Origin of the sequence: Arthrobacter sp. 3Tela_A (genome assembly GCF_049311025.1) — a bacterium.
GTDB lineage: Bacteria > Actinomycetota > Actinomycetes > Actinomycetales > Micrococcaceae > Arthrobacter_B.
The window spans coordinates 1-22907 of record NZ_JAXIOM010000042.1 but is presented as its reverse complement, the minus strand read 5'-3'; the positions used below and the strand labels follow the sequence as shown (position 1 = coordinate 22907).

Sequence of the window (22907 nt, the reverse complement as noted above, 5' to 3'; positions counted from 1 at the left end):
GGGCCGGGAACGGCATATCGGAAATCTAATGGGGGAGCTTTGGGTGGGGGAAATGAAACAGTCTCGATGGTTATTCCTGCAGGAAACCGCTGCGGAGTGCAGCGGTGGAATCGTTGGAGCATCGAGCGCATTGGGGGCGTCGTGGCGGTAAGAACGGACTTGGCGAACGGCGCTGCGAAAGACGCTTCGCGCGGTGAGGAGTCCCCCGGGTACCTTGCCGAAGTCTCCGAATGCCCAGGGTATCTCAGGATCACCCTGCCCGCTGGAAAGGTGATCACCGGTCCTGTTGCCGTACAGGCAGAGGAGGAGTTCCGCCGCCTGACGGGGGTAAGGACAAAGCCCCTGCTGCTCGATATCACCGGAGTGGAAGCGATTACACGCAGCGCCCGGAGCGTTCTTGCCCAGGCCCGGACCGTTTCAGCAGTAGCCGTACTGGGGGCAAGCCAGGTAGACAGGGTAATTGCTAACTTCCTGCTGGGCGGCGACCTCCCGGCCTGTCCCACGAGGTACTTCTCCTCCTCCGCTGATGCGCTGGAATGGCTGGAGAGCCAAGCGCAATGAGCGAAGCGGGTGGCCCGGCTGATAGCCGGCTGCAGCAGTTAGTTGACGGGATCGTCCGCATCGCGGCCGGCGACCTGACCACCAGGATCAGCACCTCCCCGGCCCGTGATGACGTGGACGCCGTCATCACCGGTATCAACCTCTTGGCCGAAGAGCTCAATACGGTTTACCAGGAATTCGAGGACCGGGTGGAAACGCGCACCCGGGAACTGCAGGCCGCCCACCTTCAAATGCGCGAAATGGCGCTTACAGACAGCCTGACCGGCACCGCCAACCGGGCTGCGCTGATGCAGGAAGTCTCCGCGGCAATAGCCTCGCGCCCCGCCCAAGGTCCGTCCGTGCTGATGATCGATCTGGACAACTTTAAGGACATCAACGACGCTTTCGGACATGAGGTTGGGGACCAGGTGCTCGTCGAGGTGGCCCGGAGGATCGGTGCTGCCACCGGGGATGGCACCACGGTCGCCCGGCTGGGAGGCGACGAATTCGCCGTCTTGCTTCCGTCCGGCGGCCTCTCCGCCGCTCTCGGTGCGGCTGACCGGATCCAGAAATCCCTCAGTACCAGCATCCGGGTGGAAGAACTGGAAGTGTGGCCCTGCGCCAGCATCGGGGTGCACAGCGCCGCCGAGGGTGAAACTGCAGAAGGCATGCTGGTGCGGGCGGACACCGCCATGTACGCGGCAAAAGAATCCGGACGGAGCCAAAACAAGGTCTTCGAGCCGGTGATGCTGTACGCCCGCCAGCTGCGCCGGGACATGGCTGCCGAGCTGCGGAAGGGAATCGGACGCAACGAGCTGTTCCTGGACTACCAGCCCGTAGTGGACCTCGCCTCCGGCAGGATGACCGGCGTTGAGGCGCTCATCCGCTGGCAGCACCCCACCCGCGGGCTCGTTATGCCGGACGACTTCATCCCGATTGCCGAAGAGACGGGCATCATCCTGGAACTCGGCCGCTGGGTGCTGCGGGCGGCGCTGGAAGCGGTAGCGGAGTGGCAACGGGAAACGCTGCTTCCCGACGACTTCAAAGTGCGCGTGAACCTCTCGGCGATGGAGCTCCAGCGTCTGGACCTGGTGGACCACGTCCGCCAGGCGCTGGCGGAAACCGGAATCGCGCCGTCGCGCCTCATCATCGAGATCACCGAGAGTGCCTTCGTCACCGGCGGGGACGTGGAAATGTACTCGCTTCGGTCCCTGAAGGCGCTCGGTGTCGGAACCGAGATCGACGACTTCGGTACCGGATATTCCTCCATCAGCTACCTCCGCCGCCTGCCCGTTCACAGCGTAAAGGTGGACCGCAGCCTTATCCGGGACATCAGCGCGGACCTGGGCCAGCGCCGGTTCGTCGACGCGGTGCACGGACTGATCCAGGCGGCTGGCATGGAAGCGGTCTTTGAAGGCATCGAGACGGCAGACCAGGCCGTTGACCTGCTCTCCCTGGGCTGCAGCAGCGGCCAGGGGTACTACTTCAGCCGCCCACTGGCAGCAGCCCAGGTGACCCGGATCCTGCTGGAGGGCACACGCCTTCCGCTGAGCCAGTCCCAGGTGCGCGCCGCAGGCTAGGCACGCACCCGGGAACCCGCTTAGAGGCCCAGTGCCGCTGCGATGTCAGCTTTCGCCGCAGCGAGCCGGTTCGCCGCTGTCTCGCGGGCCGCAGCCAGTTCGCCGCGGCCGGCCACCGGCTCGATGACTTCCAGGTAGCACTTCAGCTTCGGCTCGGTGCCGGAGGGCCGCACGATGATCCGGGTATCGTCCGCGGTCAGGTAGAGCAGTCCGTCCGTGGGAGGCAGGTCCGAGGAGCCCGCGGAGAGGTCGACCTCGGACATCACGGGGGAGCCGCCCAGGGACACCGGAGGCTGCTCGCGCAGGCGCGTCATCATCTGCGGAATCAACGCCAGGTCTGACACCCGGACCGAGAGCTGGTCGGAGGCATGCAGTCCGTGTTCCAGGGCCAGGTCATCGAGCATATCGAACAGGGTGCGCCCGGAGGCCTTCAGCGAGGCGGCCAGCTCGGCGATCAGCAGGCCGGCGGAAATCCCGTCCTTGTCCCTCACAAGACCCGGGGCTACGCAGTAACCCAGCGCCTCCTCGTACCCGTAGACCAGGCCCGGCACCCGGGAAATCCACTTGAACCCGGTGAGCGTCTCTTTGTGGGCGAACCCTGCAGAGGCCGCAATCCGGGCCAGCAGCCGCGAGGAGACAATGGAGTTCGCAAACACGGGGGAGCGGCCGGCATCGCCGCGCAGCTTCAAATGTCCGGAACGGATCCGGGTGGCAAGGTGGGCGCCCAGCAGGGCGCCGGTCTCGTCTCCCCGGAGCATCCGCCACTCGTTAGTGGCAGGGTCCTTGGCAGCAACGGCGGCGCGGTCGGCGTCGGGATCGTTTGCCAGGACAATGTCAGCCCCGGTCTCCGCGGCCATGGCCACGGCAAGGTCCAGTGCGCCGGGCTCCTCCGGGTTGGGGAACGCAACAGTGGGGAAATCCGGATCCGGCTTCGCCTGCGCGGCCACCAGCTTGACGGCAGTGAAGCCGGCGTCACGCAGGACGGACATCATGGTCTCGCCGCCAACACCGTGCATGGGCGTCAGGACGATCTTCAGGTCCCGGGCCGGATACCCGTCGCGGGACACCAGTGCATCGACGGCGTTGATGTAGTCCGCCACGATCGACTCGGACACATCCGTCCAGCCTTCCGGTGCGGTCTCGATCGAGGACAGCGGCACCGTGTAATCGATGCGCGCGGCGATCTCGGCGTCGTACGGCGGCACAATCTGCGCGCCGCGCCCCGGCCCCTTGACCGTCCGCCCGCCCAGGTACACCTTGTAGCCGTTGTCCTGTGCGGGGTTGTGGCTGGCCGTGACCATCACGCCCGCATCAGTGTCCAGCGCCCGCACCGCGTAGGCGAGCACCGGCGTCGGGAGCGTGCAGGGGAGCACGAACGCTTCGATTCCGGCGGCGCTGAAGACCGCCGCCGTCTCCAAGGCGAAGGCCTTGGAGTTGTGGCGGGCGTCGTACCCGATCACTGCACTGGGAGTCCAGCCTTCCGACTTGTCCTGCAGGAAGGAGGCGATGCCCGCGGCGGTGCGGCGGACGACGGCGCGGTTCATGCGCATCGGACCGGCGCCGAGGGCAGCCCGCAGGCCGGCAGTGCCGAACTCCAGGGTTCCGGAAAACCGGTCGGCCAGGTCGGCCAGCGCGGCTTCCGCTGCCTCCCCTTCACCTGCGGCGTCTGCCAGCAGCGCGCGCAGTTCCGCAGCTGTGGCGTGGTCCGGATCCGTGGCCGCCCAGGTCCGGGCGTTTTCCAGCAGTTCGTTGCGTTCGTTGGCGGTCAAGCTCATGGGGAGTCCTGTTATATAGGGGTGCGTAGCTAGATGGCGCCGATGATTCCGGCCAGCAGCCTGGAGATGCGCGGGCCGGCTTCGGCACCGGCTTCCAGGACTTCCTGGTGGCTCAGCGGCTGCGGGCTGATGCCGGCAGCGAGGTTGGTGACCAGGCTGATGCCGAACACCTCCATACCCGCGTGGCGTGCCGCGATGGCCTCCAGTGCGGTGGACATGCCCACGAGGTCAGCGCCGATGGTCTTGGCGTAGCGGACTTCGGCGGGGGTTTCGTAGTGCGGGCCGGGGAACTGGGCGTAAACGCCTTCGGCCAGGGTCGGGTCAATGGTGCGGGCCAGTTCGCGCAGGCGCGGGGAGTAGAGGTCCGTCAGGTCAACGAACGTTGCACCTTCAAGCGGTGAGGTGGCCGTGAGGTTAAGGTGGTCGCTGATCAGCACCGGGGTGCCGGGCTTCCAATCCAGGTTCAGCCCGCCGCAGCCGTTGGTCAGGACCATCACCTTGGCGCCGGCCGCTGCTGCGGTGCGCACGCCGTGGACAACGGCGCGGACGCCCTTGCCCTCGTAGTAGTGGGTGCGGGCGCCCAGCACCAGGGCGCGCTTGCCGCCGGGGGTCAGGATGGACCGGATGGTTCCGACATGGCCCTGCACTGCGGGGGCGGAGAAGCCGGGGATTTCCGACGCCGGGATGGTGGCGGTGGTTTCACCGATCAGTTCAGCTGCTTCACCCCATCCGCTGCCCAGGACCAGGGCGATGTCATGGCTGGGTACGCCGGTTTTCTCGGCAATGTACGCTGCAGCGTGCCGGGCAAGTTCAAAGGGTTCGTCGTTGCTCACCCGTACAACTTACCGTGTGTTGGGCGAGCCTGCCGGTGCTGTTCCCCGATGCCGCGTTTGAGCGCTTTCACCGGATGCGACACAATGGACAGTTGTGACGAGCCAACTAGATTTCACTGCCCGAAAAATCGCAATCCTCGGCGGCGGTCCCGGCGGGTACGAGGCCGCTATGGTGGCAGCATCACTGGGGGCTGACGTCACCATTGTTGAGCGCAACGGACTGGGCGGCTCCGCCGTCCTCACCGACGTCGTGCCTTCCAAGACCCTGATCGCGACCGCTGACGTGATGACCCGTTTCAGCTCCGCCTCCAACCTTGGTGTGGACTTCGGTGATGCCAAGCCCGTGGCCGCCGACCTGAAGATGGTCAACCACCGCCTGCTGGCGCTGGCCCGCGAACAGTCCAATGACATCCGCCGCACGCTTGAGCGCATGGGCGTGAACGTGGTGCTCGGCAACGGACGGCTGCTGGACAACCACACCATTGAGGCCACCGCCGACGACGGCACCACCACCACCGTCGAGGCCGAAGCCCTGCTGATTTCCACCGGCGCCAACCCCCGCGAACTGGAAACCTCCATGCCGGACGGTGAGCGGATCTTCACCTGGAAGCAGATCTACAACCTCACGGAGGTTCCCGAGCACCTCATCGTGATCGGCTCCGGCGTCACCGGTGCCGAGTTCGCCTCCGCCTACAACGGCCTGGGCTCACGCGTCACCCTGATTTCCAGCCGCGACCGTGTGCTGCCCGGTGAGGACGCCGACGCCGCCCGCGTGCTGGAAGACGTCTTCCAGGCCCGGGGCATGACCGTGCTTTCCCGTTCCCGCGCCGATTCCGTAAAGAACACCGGCGACGGCGTGCTGGTCACCCTCTCCGACGGACGCACCGTCGAGGGCTCGCACTGCCTGGTTGCCGTCGGCGCCATTCCCAACACACAGGGGATCGGCCTGGAGGAAGCCGGCATCGCGCTCGATGACCGCGGACAGATCAAGGTCGACGGCGTTTCCCGCACCACCGCTCCGAACGTCTACGCCGCGGGCGACTGCACCGGCGTGTTCAACCTGGCCTCAGTGGCCGCCATGCAGGGCCGCATTGCCATCGCGCACCTGATGGGTGACAGCGTGAAGCCGCTGAAGCTCAAGCACGTGGCCTCCAACATCTTCACCTCCCCGGAAATCGCCTCCGTGGGCGTTTCCGAAGCCGACGTCGATGCAGGGCGCTACCAGGGCGACGTCATCAAGCTGTCCCTGCACACCAACGCGCGGGCCAAGATGATGGACGTGAAGGAGGGCTTCGTGAAGATCATCGCCCGCAAGGGATCCGGAACGGTGATTGGCGGCGTCGTCGTCGGTCCCCGTGCCTCGGAGCTGATCTTCCCGATCGCGCTGGCCGTGACGCAGAAGCTGCACGTCGACGACGTCGCCAACACTTTCACGGTCTACCCGTCGCTGACCGGCTCCATCTCAGAGGCTGCACGCCGCCTGCACGTGCACATCTAGTCCAGGGCTGCCAGCCCCGCAAAACGAGATAACAGAAACTGCCCGTATCAGCTCTGATACGGGCAGTTTCTGTTATCTCGTTTTGACTGAGAAGCCCGCTTACGGACGTTTTTCATGTCCCGAAGGCGGGCTTGTTGCCCGGAAATCCGGGGTTTTGTCTAATCTTACGTCCACATAGTGGACCAATGTCCGAATGGCGGACGCCGGGTTTTAGGATGAACCTACTTTCCAACCCGCATCCGAAAGACTTGCCATGTCAACCAACACCCCCAGTGCTGAGACCGAAAAGGCCCCGGCCAATTCCCGCGGACGCGTCATCGTCGCGTCGCTGGTCGGAACTTCGATCGAGTTCTACGACTTCTACGTTTATGCGACGGCTGCAGTCCTGGTCTTCCCGATTCTCTTCTTCCCAAATGCAGAGGGCGTCACGGCGCTGCTGAGCTCCTTTGCCGTGTTTGGTGTGGCCTTTATTGCCCGGCCGCTGGGCTCGATTGTCTTTGGCCACTTTGGCGACAAGGTGGGCCGCAAGGGCACCCTGGTCGCGTCGCTGCTCACCATGGGCATCGCCACCTTCCTGATCGGCTGCCTGCCGACGGCGGAAATGGACGGCTGGAGCTTCTGGGCTCCGGCTCTGCTGGTGGTCATGCGTTTCGCCCAGGGCCTGGCTCTCGGCGGCGAATGGTCCGGTGCCGCACTGCTGGCCACCGAGAACGCCCCGGCCAACAAGCGCGCTATCTACGGCACCTTCCCGCAGCTGGGTGCTCCGATCGGCTTCATCCTGGCCAACGGCCTGTTCCTGATCCTGAGCTTCAACCTGGCAGAAGAGCAGTTCATGTCCTGGGGCTGGCGTATCCCGTTCCTGGCCAGCGCCATTATGGTCATCATTGGCCTGTACGTCCGCCTGAAGCTGGTGGAAACCCCGGCCTTCCAGAAGGTTGTGGACTCCGGCGAAGTGAGCAAGCTGCCCCTGGCTGCTGCCTTCAAGTTCTCCTGGCGCCCGATGATCGCCGGTACCTTCATCATGCTGGCCACCTACGTGCTCTTCTACCTGATGACCACCTTCACCCTCTCCTACGGCACCGCTGCCAAGACTGAGGAAGAAGCTGCTGCCAAGGCAGAAGCGGCCGGCAAGGCCTTCGACCCGGACACCTTCGCATCCGGCCTGGGCTACGCCCGCAACGACTTCCTGATCATGCTGATTGTCGGCGTCGTCTTCTTCGGTATCTTCACCATGGTGGCCGGTCCGCTGGCTGAAAAGTACGGCCGCCGCAAGACCCTGCTCTGGGTAACCGGTGCGATCTTCGCCTTCGGTTTCGCCTTCGACCCGCTGTTCGGCGGCGGCTTCGTGGGCACCATGGCCATGCTGATTATCGGCTTCACACTGATGGGCCTCACCTTCGGCCCGATGGGTGCTGTGCTGCCCGAGCTGTTCCCGACCAACGTCCGGTACACCGGCTCGGCCATCGCCTACAACGTCTCCTCGATCCTCGGTGCAGCCGTTGCCCCGTTCATCGCCGTGGCGCTGTGGCAGGCCGCTGACGGCAGCCCGTGGCTGGTGGGCGTCTACCTCTCCTCGATGGCCGTCCTCACGTTCATTGCGCTGTGGGTTACCCGCGAAACCAAGGACGTGGATTACGTAAACCACTCCAGCTAGCTGGCAACGAGATAACAGAAACTGCCCGTATCGCGTCTGATACGGGCAGTTTCTGTTATCTCGATAGGGGGGACCCCCTGCTTTGTTCGGTTAGTCGAGGATGGTGGCGATCACGGCGCCGGCAGACACGGTCGCTCCGGCGGCTGCGGTGAGGCCGCTGATGGTGCCGGCTTTGTGCGCGGTCAGCGGCTGCTCCATCTTCATGGCTTCGAGCACCACAATCAGGTCACCCTCGGCCACCTGGGTGCCGTCCTCGACGGCAACCTTCACGATGGTGCCCTGCATGGGCGAGGTGAGGTCGTTGCCCGTAGCTGCAGCCGTAGCGGACCGGGACCGGCCCTTGCGCTGCTTGCCGTTAGGCGAAGCCGATCCGCGGGCCGCTGCCAGACCTGCGGGGAGGACGACCTCAAGCCGTTTGCCGCCCACCTCCACCGTGAGGCGCTGGCGGGAGGCGTCGTCGTCGTTCCCGTTCGCCGGCTCGCCGCTGAACGGTGCGATCGTGTTGTTGAATTCAGTTTCGATCCAGCGTGTGTGGATGCTGAACGGTCCCTCAACAGGCGCGAAAGCCGGATCAGCGACGACGGCGGCGTGGAACGGGAGCACAGTCGGCAGGCCGGTGATTTCCATTTCCTGCAGCGCACGACGGGCCCGCTGGAGCGCCTGGGTGCGGGTGGCGCCGGTGACGATCAGCTTGGCGAGCATGGAGTCGAAGTTGCCGCCGACGGTTTCGCCCGCTTCGATGCCGGAGTCGACGCGGACGCCGGGACCGGTGGGCAGGCGCAGGGTTTCCACGGTGCCGGGGGAGGGCATAAAGCCGCGGCCCGCGTCCTCGCCGTTGATGCGGAACTCGATGGAGTGGCCGCGGATCTCGGGGTCGGTGTAGCCGAGCTCTTCGCCGCGGGCGATGCGGAACTGTTCGCGGACCAGGTCCAGGCCGGTGACTTCCTCGGAGACCGGGTGCTCCACCTGCAGGCGGGTGTTGACCTCGAGGAAGGAGATGGTGCCGTCCGTGCCGACGAGGAACTCGCAGGTTCCGGCGCCCTGGTAACCGGCTTCGCGGAGCAGCGCCTTGGAGGATTCGTAGAGGCGGCGGGTCTGGTCCTCGCTGAGGAACGGTGCCGGCGCTTCCTCCACAAGCTTCTGGTTGCGGCGCTGCAGCGAGCAGTCGCGGGTGGATACGACGACGACGTTGCCGTGCGCGTCTGCCAGGCACTGGGTTTCGACGTGGCGCGGGGAATCCAGGAACCGTTCGATGAAGCACTCGCCGCGGCCAAAGGCTGCGGTGGCTTCGCGGACGGCCGAGTCGTAGAGTTCGGGGATTTCTTCCATCGTGCGGGCAACCTTGATGCCGCGGCCGCCGCCGCCGAACGCTGCCTTGATGGCAACGGGCAGGCCGTGTTCCGCCGCGAAGGCAAGGACTTCATCGGCGCTGGACACCGGATCCGCGGTGCCGGGCACCAGGGGAGCGCCCACCTTGGCGGCCAGGTGCCGGGCGCGGACCTTGTCGCCGAGCTGTTCAATTGCGTCCGGAGACGGGCCGATCCAGGTCAGCCCGGCGTCGATGACGCGGCGGGCAAACTCGGCGTTCTCGGAGAGGAAGCCGTAGCCGGGGTGGACGGCGTCGGCGCCGGCACGCGCTGCGGCGGCCAGGACCTTCTCCATGTCCAGGTATGAGTCAGCGGCGGTGCTGCCGCCCAGGGCGTAGGCCTCGTCGGCCAGCCGGACGTGGAGTGCGTCCCTGTCCGGGTCGGCGTAGACGGCGACCGTGCCGATACCTTCGTCGCGGGCGGCCCGGATAATCCGGACGGCAATCTCACCGCGGTTGGCAATCAGGACCTTGCCCAGCGGGGCGGGGGTGAACTGGCTCATGAAATGCACTGGCTCCTTTGATCTCTTGGGAGCGTAGCGCGGTTTTGTTGTCTCCCGCCATAAACCGTGCTGTTTCTGCGTGGGGCGGCGGCTTTCGTTGTGGGGACCCTACAAACAGTGTCTTAGTGCGGGGACTTAGTTTGCACCTGTGGATAACGCTGGTTTGAGTGCGGGCGGCCGGTAGAAATGGGGGATGCGCTCGCCCAAGCCGCTTCCGCCGTCGTTGGCTGATCCGTTCCTGGCCGCCGATGCGCTGCAGTTCGGGCTGACCGTGGGGCGGCTGCGCGCATCCGACCTGTGGATTCCGAGCCGGGGGATCCGGGTACCGCGGGCGGCCGACGGCGACGGGCCTGCCGACGGGCCTGGGGACTTGACGGCCCGGGCCCGGCCGTATCTGCAGCTGCTGCCCGACGCCGTCCTCAGCCACACGACGGCGGCACTGCTGCACGGGATCCCGCTGCCGCCGTCGTACCGCAACGAGCCGGTGCTGCATCTGGCGCGTCCGCGGGAGAGGCAGGCCGCCAGACGGAGGAATGTGCGGGGCCATCGGCTGGCGCTGCGTCCCGGGGACGTCATCTGTCCGGTGCCCGGTATCCGCGTCACCTCGCCCGCGCGGACATGGTTCGACCTCGCCGGAATGCTGCCGCTTCCCGCACTCGTCGCCGCCGGCGACTGGCTGGTTTCAGCGCATGGGCGCAGCTTCGGCTATCCCCGCGAGCCTGTGGTGACCCTGAATGCACTGCGGGCCTTCGTCGAGCAGTTGCGGGGCGTGCCGGGAATCCGCACGGCACGTGTCGCCGTCGACCTTCTGCGGACCGGGGTGGATTCACCCCAGGAAAGCTACCTTCGGCTTATGCTGCAGAAAGCCGGCCTGCCGGAGTTCCGGCCCAGCCACCCGCTGCTTGATGAGACTGGTCGTCCTGTGGTGTGGGCGGACCTCGGGTGTCCGCAGTTCCGCACCTGTGTGGAGTACGACGGCGCACACCACCTGACCCGGGAACAGCAGGTCAGGGACCATAACCGGGACTTGCTCGTGCGCGAGCTCGGATGGCATCAGGTGAAGATCTCGAGCGGGGATATGCAGCGCGGCAGCGCGTGGGTTGCGGCGAAGGTGGCCCGGGGACTCAAACTCGGGGGCTGGATCCCGGCCGAGTGACCGTTTGGGAGCTTGAGGGGTGGGCCGGACCTGCAGGTACGGAAACCTTCGGTGAGATCACGCTGTTTAGAAGGGGTCCGCCGGAACTCTCGGTGAGATATCGCTGCTCTGGGGCAACCAGAGCGACATTATCTGCACGAGGGTTGGGCGCAGAGGGCTCTAAGGGACGTTATCTGCACGAAGGTTGCCGGAGGTTGCAAGGCTGAGACGCCCGGGCCCCGGCGCCCAGCCGTCCCGTCCCCGCGACCCGCCGCCCGGCGGCCACGGAACGAAGCGCGGCTCAACGACCCGCCACCCCAAGCAGGCCTACTTCCAGAGCGAGGTCACGCCCACTCCGGCGCTGGCCAGCAAATGACGGAGGGTGGAAACGGAAAGCCCCACAACGGCATGCGGATCGCCAACAACCTTCTCGATGAAGGCACCGCCCAGGGAATCGATCGTGAAGGAACCGGCAACCTCCAGCGGCTCGCCGGTAGCGATGTAGGCTTCGATCTCGTCGTCGAGCAGCTTCGCGAAGTGCACCTCGGCCGAGCTGACCGCACCCAGGGTGGCGCCGGAGCCGTCCTCGTCGGTGTCGCGGCAGTCAACCAACCAGTGGCCGGTATGCAGCACCCCCACGTTCCCGCTCATCCGGCGGATCCGCTCGCGGGCGACGTCGGCCTCCCACGGCTTTCCGTGCGCCTCGCCCTGGAACTCGAACACCGAATCGCAGCCCAGCACCAGGGAGCCTTCGGATTCGGGCAGTGAGGCCACGGCTTCGGCCTTGGCCCGGGCCAGCAGCAGTGCGGTGTCGTGCGGGTCGGTGAGGCCGTACCGGGCGGTCACCGCGTCTTCGTCGACGTCGGAAACCAGCACGCGGTGGGCAATGCCGGCGTTGGTAAGAAGTTTGGTGCGGGCCGGGGACGCGGAGGCGAGAATCAGTTCAGTCACGCCTCCCAGCCTAATGCGCAAACGAAGAACGGCCGCCCCAGCAGTGGGACGGCCGTTCTCGTGAAAGTGCGAGCAGGAAAAACCTTACCCTCTGTTCGCAGCACTCGCAGGAGCGGGTGAGGCGGAAGTTTCCTCCTGTGACGGAAGTTCCGCAGAGTCCGGCGTTACCGTGTCCGAATCGTCATCGAACGGGTCGCCGTTGCGCTTGGCGTCGTACAGCTCGGGCTGCAGCAGGCCGTTGCGCTTGGCCACGATCGTGGGCACAACAGTCTGGCCGGCAACGTTCACCGCGGTGCGTCCCATGTCCAGGATCGGGTCCACGGCGAGCAGCAGCGCCACACCCTCAAGCGGCAGGCCCAGGGTGGAGAGCGTCAGGGTGAGCATAACGACGGCGCCGGTGGTTCCGGCGGTTGCCGCGGACCCCAGGACTGCAACGACGGCGATGAGCAGGTACTGCCCGATGCTCAGGTCAATGCCGAAGAACTGGGCCACGAAGATCGCTGCGATCGCTGGGTAGATCGCGGCGCAGCCGTCCATCTTGGTGGTGGCGCCCAACGGTACGGAGAAGGAAGCATAGGCCCGGGGAACGCCGAGGTTGCGCTCGGTAACCCGCTGCGTCAGCGGCAGGGTGCCGACGGAGGAGCGGGAGACGAAAGCAAGCTGGATGGCCGGCCAGGCACCGGAGAACCACTGGCGCACCGAGAGGCCGTGGGCCTTGATGAGCACGGGGTAGACCACAAACAGCACCAGGGCCAGGCCCAGGTAGATGGCCAGGGTGAAGGTGCCCAGCGAGCCGATGGTGTCCCAGCCGTAGGTAGCGACGGCGCGGCCGATCAGGCCAACCGTGCCCAGCGGAGCCAGCCGGATGATCCACCACAGGACCTTCTGGATAACAGCCAGCGCGGAAGCGTTCAGCGCCAGGAACGGGGCGGCGGGCTTGCCGACCTTGAGGGCAGCGATGCCGACGGCGATGGCGATCACCAGCACCTGCAGCACGTTGAAGTTCAGCGAGGTGGTGAGGGTTTCCGTGGTGGAGGCGGTCAGGCCCAGGAAGTTGCCCGGGATCAAACCGGTGAGGAAGCCGATCCAGCTGCCGGTGCCGCCGTCGTAACCGTCCGGCGCGGCGGCATCAGCGTTGGCGCCGGGCTGCAGGATGACACCCAGCGCAATACCGATCGCGACGGCGATCAGCGCGGTGATGGCAAACCAGAGCAGCGTCTGCCAGGCCAGCCGTGCGGCGTTGGATACCTGGCGCAGGTTGGCAATGGAACTGACGACGGCGGTGAAGATCAGGGGGACGACGGCGGCCTTCAGCAGCGAGACGTAGCTCGAGCCGATGGTCGACAGCGTGGTTGTGAGCCAGTTGGGCTCGCCGTCGACGGTGCCCATGTTCTTCGCCAGCAGCCCCAGGCCGAGGCCGATCAGCAGGGCTGCAATGATCTGCGGGCCAAACGAGGTGGCCCAGCGTGGAAGCCTGCGCCGGTTCTCGGCTGCGGCGGGGGACTGTGTGGGGGTCTGTGGTGATGTCACCCGTCGATGCTAGACGGGTTCTCTTAGCAGAGTCTTTTCGAGATTGCGAAATGTTACGCACGGTTGGTGGCTGCGTCGTTGGGATTCCGCGCCGGAACCGCGTTCTGTGGCGCGGGGCCGCGGATGTCCGCGCTTATTCCCTGGGGTGGCTGTGACGATTGTCCCATCGCCGGAACCTTCGCTGCCAGGTCCCGGGCAGCAAAAACGCCCCGCCGGAAACCCGGCCGGGCGTTCGCGCGGAGGCTAGTTTTCCAGCAGTGCCCGGCGCAGCGTGTCCAGGCCCACCGAGCCCAGGCGCAGGGCGCGGGTGTGGAAGGTCCGCGCGTCGTAGGCGTCACCTTCGCGGCTGCGCACCTCGTCCCGGATCTGCTCCCAGAGCCGCTGGCCCAGCTTGTACGCCGGTGCCTGTCCCGGCCAGCCAAGGTAGCGGGTGAACTCGAAGTTCAGCTGTCCCTCGGAGATGGCAATGTTCTGCTTCAGGAAGTCGTAGCCCTTCTCCGGGGTCCAGGTGCCCGATCCCCAGCGCTCCGGGATTTCGAGCTCCAGGTGGACGCCGATGTCGAAGACCACACGGGCGGCACGCATGCGCTGGGCGTCCAGCATGCCCATCCGGTCTCCGGGGTCCGAGAGGTAGCCCAGTTCATCCATCAGCCGCTCGGCGTAGAGTGCCCACCCTTCGCCGTGGCCGGAGACCCAGCAGACGTTGCGGCGCCAGCTGTTCAGCGTGTCGCGGGCGGCGGTGGCCGTGGCGATCTGCAGGTGGTGGCCGGGAACGCCCTCGTGGTAGACCGTGGTGGTTTCCTTCCACGTGGTGAAGGTGTCCTCGCCCTCGGGAACGGACCACCACATGCGGCCCGGGCGGGAGAAGTCGTCAGAGGGGCCGGTGTAGTAGATGCCGCCCTCATTGGTGGGGGCGATCATGCACTCAAGGCGGCGCATCGGGCCGGTGATGTCGAAGTGCGTTTCGGAGAGCTCGGCGACGGCGCGGTCGGAGAGTTCCTGCATCCAGGCCTGCAGCTCGGCGGTGCCGTGCAGCTGCCGCTCGGGGTCGGCGTCGAGCAGGTCCATGGCTTCGCGGACGGAGGCGCCTTCCTTGATCTGGTTCGCCACCTGCTCCTGCTCGGCGATGATGCGGTCCAGCTCGGCCACACCCCAGGCGTAGGTCTCTTCCAGGTCCACGGCCGAGCCGAGGAACTGCCGGGAGAACAGTGCGTAGCGCTCAGCGCCGACCGCGTCCTTCTCGGGAGCCACGGGCAGCAGCTCGCTTTCCAGGAAGCTGACCAGCGAGCGGTAGGCGGCGCGGGCGCCGTCGGCGTTTTCCTTCAGGGCGGCCTGCAGCTGCTCGGGCAGCGCGGAGCCGTCGCCCAGCTTGGCGCCGGAGGTGAAGGAGTCAAAGAAGCCGCCGTCTTCGGCATACTTTGCAGCCTGTTCCATGACGATCTGAACCTGGCGGCGGGCGGCAACGCGGTCCTGCTGCGCACCGCTGCGCAGCGAGGTGATGTACCCGGCGACGGCGTCGGGCAGGTTATGCAGGCGGCCGCAAATGTGCTCCCAGGCTTCCACGGAGTCCGTGGGCATGAGGTCGAAGATGGCGCGGATGTCCTGCGCCGGGGAAGCGATGTTGTTCAGGTCGGCCAGGTCCCAGCCGGACTCGTGGATTTCCAGGCTCAGGCCCAGGCGTTCGCGCATGGCATCGAGGGTCACGCGGTCGACGTCGTCCGCGGGCTGGAGGTCCTCAAGCCGCCCAAGGGTCTCCCGAATTACCTCGGCCATGGATTCCAGGCCTGCGGGGGAGTAGTCGGCGTACTCAGTTTCGTGGCCCGGAATGCCCAGCGTGGTGGCAAATGACGGATCCAGCGTGAGCAGATTCTCCGTGAAAGCTTCGGCGACGGCGTCAATCGCAGTGGGGGTGCGCGAGCCGGCGTTGGACAGGTTATCTGATGAGGTTGTCTGTTCAGTCACACGTCCGAGCGTAGCGTGTCAGCGGTAGCTGCGCCGCCAGGAGCCCGGCCCTGGCGTGGGCTGGAGGCTCAGCGCACGGCGGCGGGTCCAGGCCCTGCGGGTCCGTGCGGGGTCCAGTGCCCGGGAGGTTCCGGGCGGCAGCGAGGCATCCGGGGCAGCGGCTCCCAGGCCAATAACGACGGCGGTAAGCGCCGCCAGTTCCTCCTCCGTGGGGTTGCCGGAGAGGACCTGCAGGAACGGTTCTGCCGGAACAGCCGGTGCCGCCGGTTCGGGGGCGTAGTCGAAGACGCTCACAGCGGAATGTTCCCGTGCTTCTTGTGCGGCAGGGTGGCGCGTTTCTCGCGCATCACCCGCAGCCCGCGGATCAGCTGGAGCCGGGTTTCGGACGGTGCAATGACGGCGTCCACGTACCCCAGTTCGGCCGACTGGTACGGGTTCAGCAGTTCCTCTTCATAGGCGGTGATGTAGTCCTGGCGGACTTCTTCGACGTCGCGGCCCTCGGCTGCTGCGGCTGCGAGCTGGCTGCGGTAGAGGATATTCACGGCGCCCTGGGCACCCATCACGCCGATCTGCGCGGTGGGCCAGGCCAGGTTCAGGTCCGCGCCGAGCTTCTTGGAGCCCATGACAATGTACGCGCCGCCGTAGGCCTTGCGGGTGATCACGGTCAGCTTGGGAACCGTGGCCTCCGCATAGGCGTAGAGCAGCTTGGCGCCGCGGCGGATGATGCCGTTGAACTCCTGGTCCTTGCCGGGCAGGAAGCCGGGCACATCCACGAAGGTGAGGATGGGGATGTTGAACGCGTCGCAGTTGCGCACAAACCGTGCGGCCTTCTCCGAAGCGGCGATGTCCAGGGTGCCGGCGAACTGCATGGGCTGGTTGGCGACGACGCCCACGGTGTGCCCTTCCAGCCGCCCGTAGCCGATGATGACATTCGGGGCGTACAGGGCCTGCATCTCCAGGAAGTGACCGTCGTCAACGACCTGCTCGATCACGGTCCGCATGTCATAGGGCTGGTTCGCGGAGTCCGGGATCAGCTCATCGAGGGCCAGGTCGCCGTCGTTGGTTTCTTCGTCCTGCGCGAAGGGCGCCAGCGGCGCTTCAGCGAGGTTGTTGCTGGGCAGGAAGTCCAGCAGCTCGCGGACAAAGTCAACGGCGTCCTCTTCGTCGGAGGCGAGGTAGGTGGAGGTGCCGGTGGTGGCGTTGTGCTGCCGCGCGCCGCCGAGGGTTTCCATGTCCACGTCCTCGCCCGTGACGGTCTTGATGACGTCCGGTCCGGTGATGAACATGTGGGAGGTCTTGTCCACCATCACCACGTAGTCGGTGAGCGCGGGGGAGTAGGCGGCGCCGCCGGCGGAGGGGCCCATGATCAGCGAGATCTGGGGTACGACGCCGGACGCATGGACATTGTTGCGGAAGATATCGGCGAACATCGCCAGCGAGGCAACACCCTCCTGGATGCGGGCTCCGCCGCCGTCCAGGATGCCAACCACGGGGCAGCCGTTGCGCAGCGCGAACTCCTGGACCTTGACGATCTTCTCGCCGTTGACCTGGCTGAGGGAGCCGCCGTACACCGTGAAGTCCTGGCTGTAGACCGCTACCGGACGTCCGTCCACGGTGCCGTAGCCGCAAACCAGGCCGTCGCCGAGCGGCTTCTTCTTTTCCATGCCAAACGCGGTGGAACGGTGGACGGCCAGGGCATCGAATTCAACGAACGAGCCTTCGTCCAGGAGCAGGTCAATGCGCTCACGGGCGGTGTGCTTGCCGCGGGCATGCTGCTTTTCGACTGCAGCGGCGCCGGAGGGAATCTGGGCCTGCGCCTGGCGGCGCCGGAAGTCGGCGATCTTCCCGGCGGTTGTCTGCAGATCGATGTCCTGGTCGATGCTCATTTACTCTCCGGTGCTGGTTCTGAGGAATGGCAGGCGGATCGCCATCCGGGGCGCCACACGGCGGCTTCAGTAGGTTTCTTACAAGCCTGCGGGCGATTCACCCAGTCTAGTGAGCGTCAACACGCATGCCGGGTGTAGGAAACCTACAATTTGTGTCCCTGAGCCTTGGCAGGACGAAAAGCGGCCCCGCGGGTTGACACCCCGGCGCCGGGCCGTGCACCCGCAGCATTCTTCGTATTACTTGGATCAGTCCGCTCAATTACTCTGTCCGGCCCCTGCAGGCGCACGTAGTCTCGGCTCAGCAACCCAGCCTCCTCACCCCTTTCTGAACAGGCAGTGCACGCGAGCACAAGGAGCAGTCCATGCACAGAATCCGTCTCTTCCGGGTATATGTTCTTTCCTTAGCGGCTGTCTTTGGGCTGCTGCTTGTTGCCGTTGCTGCACCCGCGCAGGGTGCTGTTCCGGCTCAGGTCGGTGCGCCTCCGGGCAAGAACATCGCTTTTTGCCACGCGACGTCGTCGGCCTCTAATCCCTACGTCCTCATTAGGACGGACCCGTCGTCGATCCTGAAGCAAGGGCATGACTCGCATCCCGAGGACATCATTCCGCCGTTCGAGGGGTATGAGGGCAGCGCGCGGTGGCAGGATGACGCCTACAAGGCCATCCTCGCCAACAACTGCGTGCAGCCGCCGTGCCCGACGCCGACGCCAACACCGACACCCACGCCGACCACGCCAACACCGACGCCAACACCCACTACCCCGGAGCCAACACCCACTACCCCGGAGCCGACGCCCACTACCCCGGAGCCGACGCCCACCACGCCGGAACCGACACCGACCACGCCGGGGCCGACTCCGACCACACCGGGGCCGACTCCCACGGATACCGGGACCCCGACCGGGACTGCCACGCCTGCGGACACCACAACCCCCACGCCAGGCACTTCCTTCCCGTCCTGCATCTGCCCTAATGCCGGGCAGGGAAATGCTGATCCGGGTGCCGGTGCCGCCGGAACCGTACCCGGCCCCGGAACCGTGCCGGGCGCCGGGGCAGCTGACCCCGCCCGTCCCTGCAGCACCCAGACGGCTCTTGCCTACACCGGCACCGAGGGCACCTCGTCCTCTGCCGGCGTGATGGTGCTGGGTCTTGGTGCGCTGATCGCCGGTGCTGCCGTACTGGCACTGACAATGCGTCCCAGGGGCAACCACAGCTAGGAAAACCCGCCGCTGAGGTAATGCACCCGCGGATGTTACTGGTCAGTAACATTTTTCCCGCGGGTGCATTACCCTGTCCGTATGACTTCGAACACACCAACTTCTTCGCGTTCGCTGGCCGGACGCACCATCCTTATGTCCGGCGGCAGCCGGGGGATCGGGCTGGCCATCGCGCTCCGAGCCGCTGCCGACGGCGCCAACATTGCGATGCTCGCCAAGACCGCTGAGCCCCACCCGAAGCTGGAAGGCACTGTGCACACGGCGGCCGAACAGCTCGAAGCTGCAGGCGGCAAGGCCCTGCCGATCATCGGGGACGTGCGCCGCGACGAAGACGTCGCCAACGCTGTGGCAGCCACGGTGGAGCACTTCGGGGGCATCGACATCGTGCTCAACAACGCCTCCGCGATCGACCTGCGGAAAACCGACGACGTAACGATGAAGAGCTACGACCTGATGCAGGACATCAACGCCCGCGGCACGTTCCTGCTCTCCAAGACCGCTCTGCCGGCACTGCGGGAATCGGACAACGCGCACATCCTTACGCTTTCCCCGCCGCTGAACCTGGACCCGAAGTGGGCCGGAAGCTACCTCGCCTACACGATGGCCAAATACGGCATGTCACTTACCACCCTAGGCCTCGCGGAGGAGCTGAAAAAGGACGGGATCGGCGTGAACTCCCTGTGGCCGTGCACGTCCATCGACACCGCTGCCATCCGGAACATGCCAGGTGGTTCGGAACTGGCCCGTGTCTCCCGCAGTGCGGACATCATGGCCGACGCCGCGCACGCCATCCTCACCCGCTCCGGGCGGGAAGCGACCGGCAACTTCTACACGGATGAAGAGGTGCTGCGCCAGGAGGGCGTCAGCGACTTCACCAGGTACAGCCTGGGTGCGCCCGAAGACAAACTGATGGCGGATTTCTTCCTGTAACCAAACCTGCTGGCCCGCAGGGCTGCCGGCTGCCGGGCCACAGGGCTCCGGGGGAGGGGACGCGTAAGATCGGAACCATGCACCTGCACTACTCCAGCATGGAGCGTCCGCCCCTGGAACCGGAGCGTCTCCAGAGCCGCCTCGTAGCCCCGGAGGGCCCGCTGGCGCGGCTGGACGTCGTCGCCGAAACCGGCTCCACCAACACTGACCTGGCCGACGCCGCCCGGCTGGTTCCTTCGCAGTACCCGGACCTGTCCGTGCTCACCGCAGAGCTGCAGACCGCCGGCCGCGGCCGGCTGGGCCGCGCCTGGCAGGCGCCGGAACGCTCCTCGCTTTTTGTCAGCGTCCTGCTGCGCCCGGTAAATGCCGAGGGCCGGCCCCTGCCCACCCAGTCCTACGGCTGGCTGTCCCTGCTGGCCGCGCTGTCCCTGACCAAGAGTGTGGCTGCCCGCACCGGCGTCGAACCCCGGCTGAAGTGGCCGAACGACGTGCTTGTGGACGGACGGAAGCTGGCCGGTGTCCTGGCCCAGCTGGTGCCCGAGACGTCAGGCAACCCGCCCGCAGTGGTGGTCGGCACCGGCCTGAACGTCTCCCTGACGGACGAGGACCAGCCGGTTCCCACCGCGACCAGCCTGCTGATGGAGTACGCCTCCACCACCGACCGGAACGTCCTGCTGCAGGACTACTTGCTGCAGCTGGCCGAGGACTACCGTGCCTTCTGCTCCGTCGACGGCGATGCGCTGGCGCCCTGGCCAGGCGGCGGGAGCCTGCGGGAGCGGGTCGCCGGACGCATGCTCACGCTGGGCCAGCAGGTCCGTGCCGAACTTCCCGGCGGAGGGCAGCTGACCGGCCGGGCCGTGGAACTGGATGCTTACGGAGGCCTGGTGGTTGTGGATGCGGAGGCCGGAGAGCGGCGCACCGTCACGGCTGCCGACGTCGTTCACCTGAGGCCCGCGCAGGCATGAAGACTCTTCGATCCACCGGATTCCGGTGCGGATGAGGCTGGAGCCGGGGGAACAGGTGATCGTGGCGGCCCGGCCGCACGCGGGTCCGTTGGCGGGACCGGTGCTGCTGGCTGCGGCCGCGTGCGCTCTCGGCGGTTTCGCCCTCGGCTACCTCAGCCGGGACACCGTACCGGCCTCGCTGGCGGAATGGACGCCCCTGCTGGCTCCCGCCGTCGTTGTTCTGGTGCTTTTGATCCTCCTGCGCTTCTGCCTGCCTGCGGTGCTGCGCTGGAATGCCACCCGGTATGTGCTCACCAACCGCCGGATGATCCACCGCAGGGGAGTGCTGCGCCGGCGCGAGCACGACCTGCCGCTCGCCTCGATCTACCAGCTGGAGGCGCGGCAGGGGATTGCCCAGCGCCTGCAGCGTGCAGGCACCCTGCGCATCGACCTGGGCCGCGGCCGGATCATCGATTACCCGTCGGTGCCGGAAGTGCACCGGTTCAAGTCAATTGTGTTGGCCACCATAGAAGACCTGCCAATGACCGTTATGTTCGATGGTGTAGATATTGAAGGAAGCGCGGGCTACGACGACGAATGGAGCACCGATGAGTGAGCAGGGCCAGGACGCACCCGATGGTGCCGCTGAGCCCGAGCCGCTGACGCTGTCGATGAACGCAGTGCCGATGCCGGACAAACCCGTGGTGCCGGAAGGCTCCGGGGCAATCGACCGTGAAGACGTCCGCCGGCTGGAAGCCCAGCTCATCGGCGGACCCCGAACGCTGAAGCGGCGTGAAGCCGCGGCCGGGGCCGGGGTTTCACTGCTGTCGGCCCGCAAGCTCTGGCGTGCCATGGGTTTCCCGAACCTCGACGACGACGCCGTGTTCTTCACTGAAGCCGACCGGGACGCCCTGAGCACCGTGATCGAACTGGTCCGCGAAGAACGCCTGACCGAGGAAGCCGCCATCTCCATCATGCGGTCGATCGGGCAGATGACGGACCGGATGGTCGTCTGGCAGATCGAAGCGCTGGTCGAGGAAATGGTGGTCCAGCGCGGAATTACCGACGCCGAGGCACGCAAGCGGCTTGTCGCAGCCATGCCGGACCTGATCGAACCGCTGGAAAAGACGCTGGTTTACGCCTGGAAACGGCAGCTGAATGCGGCCATCCAGCGGCTGGCCCTGCGCGCCGAGGCCGGTCTTGCCAGCCACGACGCGGACACCGATGACAATCCTCTGCCGCTGGCACGCGCCGTCGGATTTGCCGACCTGGTGTCCTACACCAGCCTCTCCCGGCAGATGAACGAGAAGACCCTGGCGCAGATGGTCCAGCGCTTTGAGCACAAGTGCTCCGAGATCATTTCCGTGGGCGGCGGCCGGCTGGTCAAGACCATCGGCGATGAAGTCCTGTTCAACGCCGAGACCCCCGAAGCCGGGGCGGAGATTTCCCTGGCGCTGGCCAAGGCCTTTACCGAGGACGAGCTGCTGCCCTCGGCCCGGGTGGCCATGGTCTGGGGACGTGTGCTCTCACGCCTGGGCGATATTTACGGGCCCACCGTGAACCTCGCGTCCAGGCTGACCTCGCTCGCGGAACCGGGGACGGTCCTCACTGATGCCTCCACTGCGGCGGCCCTGCGCAACAACGAGCGCTTCATCCTAATCCCGCATTCCCCGCGGAACGTGCGCGGATTCGGGGAAATCCACCCCGTGACGCTGGCCCGCGGCACCGGCCCGGGACTGGTTCTGGACTAGGTTTCGGACTTCCCGGGGCGCGGTGCGGCACCGGCGTCCGGTAGACGATCGCTCCGGTTTGGGAGTTTTCGGCCGGTACGCGGCGTCCGATTTCTCCCAAACCGGAGCGATTACACCAAGACCGGCCGGGAAACCGCCCGGAAGCCCAGCCTGCCTCGTGCCCGGCTTGTCCTGTCCCCGGTCCGGCCGGTCCGTTTCGGTCTGCCTCGTCTGGCGCTTCCAGCAACCCGGCGACGTTCGGGCTAGCCTTCGTGCCTGTTTTCCTCCGGTTGGGGACAATCCTGCCGTTTCGGGACTTTCCTGCCGCGGCGCCGTGCAGGAGGGACCCAAACTGGCAGGGAAGTCCCAAAGTGGAGGGGAACCTTGCAGAAAAGGGGCTGGGAAGGGGGTTTCTCTCCTGTCCCGTGCACGCGCCCACGGGTCTGCTGGATTAGGTTCCGTTCCGGTTCGTGCCTCGTCCCGGTCTTGGCATCCTGTGTTGCAATAACGTCGCTTCGGGGATGGCCTGATTATCTTGTGTGGCGTTGACGTCCCTATCCGGCGTTCAAAGGGACGGTATTGCAGCACACGATTCGGGACGGTGGATTTATACAGCGTCATTGCGCCACAGGATGCAAAGCCGATGCAGGGAAGCACAGGACGGAGAGCTCAGCGCGGAACGCCGCTGCCGGGAATGGAGCAGGAGCCGGCAGGCCCCGCACCAGCGACCCGCCCGACAACCGACCCGGACCTAGGACCAGGCCGGCCGGCCGACCCGGACCCCCGATCCGGCCCCGACGCGACCCGGCCACACCCGCGCCCCGGCTGACCCGGCCCCGACGCGCCCCGACGCGCCCCGGCCAGCGGCCGGCC

The 22907-nt window shown here is 66.4% G+C and carries 18 protein-coding genes; 10 read left to right on the top strand and 8 right to left on the bottom strand.

Annotated elements, in window-relative coordinates:
- The first annotated feature begins 66 nt into the window (after positions 1-66).
- A complete protein-coding gene (locus TVC13_RS12605; RefSeq protein ID WP_422401535.1) occupies positions 67-561 on the top strand; it encodes a hypothetical protein in 495 nt (164 codons plus the stop codon).
- The gene (locus TVC13_RS12600; RefSeq protein WP_422401534.1) at positions 558-2120 is read left to right on the top strand and encodes a putative bifunctional diguanylate cyclase/phosphodiesterase; all 1563 of its coding nucleotides are present in this window, start codon (positions 558-560) and stop codon (positions 2118-2120) included. Before TVC13_RS12605 ends, TVC13_RS12600 begins: the two co-directional genes overlap by 4 nt.
- A 20-nt stretch (positions 2121-2140) precedes the next feature.
- On the opposite strand, the gene TVC13_RS12595 is transcribed toward TVC13_RS12600, so the two are convergent.
- Positions 2141-3895 (bottom strand): phospho-sugar mutase, encoded by a 1755-nt coding sequence (locus TVC13_RS12595; protein WP_422401533.1) that lies wholly within the window; start codon positions 3893-3895, stop codon positions 2141-2143.
- Positions 3896-3924: 29 nt separating this feature from the next.
- Entirely contained in the window at positions 3925-4728 is an 804-nt protein-coding gene (locus TVC13_RS12590; RefSeq protein ID WP_422401532.1) for a purine-nucleoside phosphorylase, read from the bottom strand.
- Between the two features lie 94 nt (positions 4729-4822).
- Between TVC13_RS12590 and TVC13_RS12585 the strand changes: the two genes are divergently transcribed.
- Both TVC13_RS12585 and TVC13_RS12580 read left to right on the top strand, forming a co-directional pair.
- Positions 4823-6226: an NAD(P)H-quinone dehydrogenase gene (locus TVC13_RS12585; protein ID WP_422401531.1), complete on the top strand. Its 1404-nt coding sequence runs from the start codon at positions 4823-4825 to the stop codon at positions 6224-6226.
- A 253-nt stretch (positions 6227-6479) separates the two neighbouring features.
- The gene (locus tag TVC13_RS12580) at positions 6480-7880 is read left to right on the top strand and encodes an MFS transporter (RefSeq protein WP_422401530.1); all 1401 of its coding nucleotides are present in this window, start codon (positions 6480-6482) and stop codon (positions 7878-7880) included.
- Positions 7881-7970: 90 nt separating this feature from the next.
- On the opposite strand, the gene TVC13_RS12575 is transcribed toward TVC13_RS12580, so the two are convergent.
- Positions 7971-9749 carry an acetyl/propionyl/methylcrotonyl-CoA carboxylase subunit alpha gene (locus TVC13_RS12575; RefSeq protein WP_422401529.1) on the bottom strand — a complete coding sequence of 593 codons (1779 nt, stop codon included), beginning with the start codon at positions 9747-9749 and terminating at the stop codon, positions 7971-7973.
- A gap of 193 nt (positions 9750-9942) precedes the next feature.
- On the opposite strand from TVC13_RS12575, the gene TVC13_RS12570 reads away from it, so the two are divergent.
- Positions 9943-10905: a hypothetical protein gene (locus TVC13_RS12570; protein WP_422401528.1), complete on the top strand. Its 963-nt coding sequence runs from the start codon at positions 9943-9945 to the stop codon at positions 10903-10905.
- Between the two features lie 306 nt (positions 10906-11211).
- Here TVC13_RS12570 and TVC13_RS12565 read toward each other — a convergent pair whose 3' ends face one another.
- From TVC13_RS12565 to TVC13_RS12545, 5 genes are all read right to left on the bottom strand, one after another.
- Complete coding sequence (locus TVC13_RS12565; protein ID WP_422401527.1) at positions 11212-11835, bottom strand: Maf family protein; 624 nt, start codon at positions 11833-11835, stop codon at positions 11212-11214.
- 84 nt (positions 11836-11919) lie between these two features.
- Positions 11920-13365 (bottom strand): dicarboxylate/amino acid:cation symporter, encoded by a 1446-nt coding sequence (locus tag TVC13_RS12560; RefSeq protein WP_422401526.1) that lies wholly within the window; start codon positions 13363-13365, stop codon positions 11920-11922.
- A gap of 243 nt (positions 13366-13608) precedes the next feature.
- Entirely contained in the window at positions 13609-15327 is a 1719-nt protein-coding gene (locus tag TVC13_RS12555; RefSeq protein WP_422401525.1) for a DUF885 domain-containing protein, read from the bottom strand.
- A gap of 18 nt (positions 15328-15345) precedes the next feature.
- Complete coding sequence (locus TVC13_RS12550) at positions 15346-15621, bottom strand: acyl-CoA carboxylase subunit epsilon (protein ID WP_422401524.1); 276 nt, start codon at positions 15619-15621, stop codon at positions 15346-15348.
- Positions 15618-17213 carry an acyl-CoA carboxylase subunit beta gene (locus TVC13_RS12545; protein WP_422401523.1) on the bottom strand — a complete coding sequence of 532 codons (1596 nt, stop codon included), beginning with the start codon at positions 17211-17213 and terminating at the stop codon, positions 15618-15620. The genes TVC13_RS12550 and TVC13_RS12545 overlap by 4 nt, the downstream gene beginning before the upstream one ends.
- A 362-nt stretch (positions 17214-17575) precedes the next feature.
- Here TVC13_RS12545 and TVC13_RS12540 point away from each other — a divergent pair, with 362 nt between their 5' ends.
- The 5 genes from TVC13_RS12540 to TVC13_RS12520 all read left to right on the top strand — a co-directional run bounded on the left by TVC13_RS12540 (position 17576) and on the right by TVC13_RS12520 (position 22055).
- Positions 17576-18430 carry a hypothetical protein gene (locus TVC13_RS12540; protein ID WP_422401522.1) on the top strand — a complete coding sequence of 285 codons (855 nt, stop codon included), beginning with the start codon at positions 17576-17578 and terminating at the stop codon, positions 18428-18430.
- 81 nt (positions 18431-18511) lie between these two features.
- On the top strand, positions 18512-19360 hold the full coding sequence (locus tag TVC13_RS12535; RefSeq protein WP_422401521.1) for an SDR family oxidoreductase: 849 nt from the start codon (positions 18512-18514) through the stop codon (positions 19358-19360).
- Between the two features lie 77 nt (positions 19361-19437).
- A complete protein-coding gene (locus TVC13_RS12530) occupies positions 19438-20325 on the top strand; it encodes a biotin--[acetyl-CoA-carboxylase] ligase (protein ID WP_422401520.1) in 888 nt (295 codons plus the stop codon).
- A gap of 31 nt (positions 20326-20356) precedes the next feature.
- Positions 20357-20920 (top strand): PH domain-containing protein, encoded by a 564-nt coding sequence (locus tag TVC13_RS12525; RefSeq protein ID WP_422401519.1) that lies wholly within the window; start codon positions 20357-20359, stop codon positions 20918-20920.
- On the top strand, positions 20913-22055 hold the full coding sequence (locus TVC13_RS12520) for an adenylate/guanylate cyclase domain-containing protein (protein ID WP_422401518.1): 1143 nt from the start codon (positions 20913-20915) through the stop codon (positions 22053-22055). The genes TVC13_RS12525 and TVC13_RS12520 overlap by 8 nt, the downstream gene beginning before the upstream one ends.
- The last annotated feature ends 852 nt before the right edge of the window (positions 22056-22907 follow it).

Coding starts and splice junctions, on each gene's coding strand:
- TVC13_RS12525 (WP_422401519.1), top strand. CDS start 20,357: ATGAGGCTGGAGCCGGGGGAACAGGTGATCGTGGCGGCCCGGCCGCAC.
- TVC13_RS12600 (WP_422401534.1), top strand. CDS start 558: ATGAGCGAAGCGGGTGGCCCGGCTGATAGCCGGCTGCAGCAGTTAGTT.
- TVC13_RS12605 (WP_422401535.1), top strand. CDS start 67: ATGGTTATTCCTGCAGGAAACCGCTGCGGAGTGCAGCGGTGGAATCGT.
- TVC13_RS12580 (WP_422401530.1), top strand. CDS start 6,480: ATGTCAACCAACACCCCCAGTGCTGAGACCGAAAAGGCCCCGGCCAAT.
- TVC13_RS12535 (WP_422401521.1), top strand. CDS start 18,512: ATGACTTCGAACACACCAACTTCTTCGCGTTCGCTGGCCGGACGCACC.
- TVC13_RS12595 (WP_422401533.1), bottom strand. CDS start 3,895: ATGAGCTTGACCGCCAACGAACGCAACGAACTGCTGGAAAACGCCCGG.
- TVC13_RS12530 (WP_422401520.1), top strand. CDS start 19,438: ATGCACCTGCACTACTCCAGCATGGAGCGTCCGCCCCTGGAACCGGAG.
- TVC13_RS12575 (WP_422401529.1), bottom strand. CDS start 9,749: ATGAGCCAGTTCACCCCCGCCCCGCTGGGCAAGGTCCTGATTGCCAAC.
- TVC13_RS12540 (WP_422401522.1), top strand. CDS start 17,576: ATGCACAGAATCCGTCTCTTCCGGGTATATGTTCTTTCCTTAGCGGCT.
- TVC13_RS12520 (WP_422401518.1), top strand. CDS start 20,913: ATGAGTGAGCAGGGCCAGGACGCACCCGATGGTGCCGCTGAGCCCGAG.
- TVC13_RS12570 (WP_422401528.1), top strand. CDS start 9,943: ATGCGCTCGCCCAAGCCGCTTCCGCCGTCGTTGGCTGATCCGTTCCTG.
- TVC13_RS12545 (WP_422401523.1), bottom strand. CDS start 17,213: ATGAGCATCGACCAGGACATCGATCTGCAGACAACCGCCGGGAAGATC.